3 protein-coding genes and 1 riboswitch are annotated in these 2455 nt (G+C 42.6%); all 3 genes read left to right on the forward strand.

The window, feature by feature from the left end; all coding sequences use genetic code 11:
- Positions 1-112 precede the first annotated feature (112 nt).
- Positions 113-189: riboswitch (Glutamine riboswitch) on the forward strand.
- A gap of 22 nt (positions 190-211) precedes the next feature.
- Positions 212-436, forward strand: coding sequence for a hypothetical protein (locus NJ959_RS28545; protein WP_254015143.1), 225 nt, complete (start codon positions 212-214; stop codon positions 434-436).
- A 581-nt stretch (positions 437-1017) separates the two neighbouring features.
- Complete coding sequence (locus NJ959_RS28550; RefSeq protein WP_254015144.1) at positions 1018-1719, forward strand: response regulator transcription factor; 702 nt, start codon at positions 1018-1020, stop codon at positions 1717-1719.
- Positions 1720-1947: 228 nt separating this feature from the next.
- On the forward strand, positions 1948-2199 hold the full coding sequence (locus NJ959_RS28555; protein WP_254015145.1) for a DUF6761 family protein: 252 nt from the start codon (positions 1948-1950) through the stop codon (positions 2197-2199).
- Positions 2200-2455 lie beyond the last annotated feature (256 nt).

Genomic DNA, 2455 nt, shown 5'->3' on the forward strand with positions numbered 1-2455 from the left:
CAAGGGGAGAGTTAAAATTTAAAACTCAAAACTCAAAACTCAAAACTCAAAACTAACTGACAGGGGATTGACAATAGGGGAAAAAAACAGTAAAGCTTAATAGAATACATAAATCGTTCATCTCGCCATAGACCAATTAAAAAAAAGTGACGGGACGGAAGTAGGTCTGTTAAACCGAAGGAACGCCCTAACGCGATCAGAGGAACTAATAATGCTCGTCTCCTTGTTAATTACCCTGTCAATTGCTTTTGCAGCGGTTTGCGTGATTGTCAACACTACAGAAGAAATTGTGCAGGTAGCGGCTGCTTGTGTTGCCTTAATCTGTTCGTTTTGTAGTCTGATTTTTGCGCCATTGTTTCTCAAAGTGCTGATTGTCCTCGTGCCTGTAGCGATCAATAAAATCTCGATGACTAAAATCAAAGCAACTCAAAGATGAATCTCTTTGACTTTAGGTAGTCACGGAAACTTAAACGAAGTACTCCATCGAATATAAAAGACTAACACAGCTAGATATTCCGCCGCCATTATTCTGATTTGTCCCTGAAATTTACAGTTAATTTAGCCTTGGTTAGCGATCAATTGAGCAGTAAAAAGCCCGCTATTTAGGATATAGCGGTTATCAAGTAAACTACCCATCACTAATTCGGAGTACCGAATATAGTGAGGGCTTTTAAAGAAGTCCAGAGTTTACCCGACGCGAGTACTTCATGTGCTACGATTTTTAGGTCATCTCACCTACAAATGCCCAGCCAGTTTGTGGCTCTGAGGTTAACGGTTAAACAAGCATATTGGGGAGGCAGTGCGTTGGACGGGTTCCCCGGCTTAAAGCTAGTGCCGTTTGAAGCTAGTGCCGTTAACGTAAAAAACCTTTAAATCATTGTAAGGGCTAACCTTACCCAAGCAATTGGAGGCACATTATGTGCAAAATACTAGGATTGTAGGAGGATGTCACATTCACTGCATTAATGGGCAAACTTGACCTAGCTTAAGATATAGATTCGCTTTGAGCTAAGTACTATGCCATTTACAATCCTGGTTACAGATGACAATGTAGGCACGCGCCTTTCTGTGAGTGATTACCTAGAGATGTCAGGTTACATTGTCATCAGGGCTGAGAATGGTGAAGAGGCGCTGTCGCTAATCGATCAGTATCATCCTCATTTACTGGTGGCAGATATTAACATGCCAAAAATGGATGGTTATCAACTGGTGCGAAATGTTCGAGCCAAACCCGCCTTCCGCCTGTTACCCGTGATTTTCCTAACGGAACGTGGTACTACAGAAGAACGGATTATGGGTTACCAGTTGGGGTGCGACTTATACCTTCCCAAGCCCTTTGAAATGCAAGAATTGGGTGCAGTGATTCGCTCTCTTCTGGAGCGATCGCAGATTATCCAAGCCGAATTGCGCATCTCTATCGCTGAGGGGAAGCCTTCGCCAATACCGACTTCGACTACCCAAACGCTCCCCAATCCTCATCCAAATGTCTCTCTTGCGGAGGAGATTACATTTGGGTCCCATACTCTCAGTCTAACTGAGCGAGAACAGCAAGTTTTGAATTTACTGACTCAGGGGCTATCCAATGGCCAAATTGGACAGAAGCTGCACCTCAGCCCTCGCACTATTGAAAAATACGTTAGTAGTATCCTTAGAAAAACTGACACCAATAACCGAGCTGAACTTGTCCGAGTTGCCCTGGAAAATCATTTAGTTGATTAGTTGTTTGTTGTTTGTTGTTTGTGCTTCAGACTTATATTGACTTTGAGCATTCTCTATGGTAAGTACAATTTTTTCTTTATTTGACATTGCCAATCAAAAGGCTACAGTATCAGCCTGAGTGAGGCACAATAGTAGTAAGCGGCTCAGTGGGATTGTAGATTGTCAGTTTGAATAGTTGACAAACTTCAGCTCACCACTTAAAATCACATACTCAAAACTCTTTAGACTATGCTCCAAGATACTCAAACCATACGCTACTATCAGCAGATCACTGATGCTCTGGTTTACATGTGGAATCGGGGTTATCGTTTTGATGAGCTGCGACTCTATCTTGATGGCTATCTGGATGCTCTCAGACACACCAAGATCCTCGAATCCTACCACATCCACCGTTTAGAAGCAGAAGCAAACCGTTACCTCCGAGATCCATCTAACTTTGACGCGATTCCCTTACCCCAAACTGAGGTTGACTACCACTAAACCTTTGTTTGATTGGCTAGTCAACAGCTTCCTAATATACCTTAAACTCCCACTCAGTAGCCCAGTCTGATTGTTCAGTTTTCTGATTTGTCCTGTAAAAGTTACAGGGGAGTTAATATTAGGAATATTTAGATCAGGGTGTTTTTTTAGGGATCTACGATAGCTTCTCTTCTCTAACTGAGATCTTACACGAATCGAAACAAGCCAAAGCGATTGGAAATCGCGGCTACAAAAACAAAGTCCGCCTTCGCGGACT

Origin of the sequence: Limnofasciculus baicalensis BBK-W-15, assembly GCF_024178385.1 — a bacterium.
Taxonomy (GTDB): Bacteria; Cyanobacteriota; Cyanobacteriia; order Cyanobacteriales; family Coleofasciculaceae; genus Limnofasciculus; species Limnofasciculus baicalensis.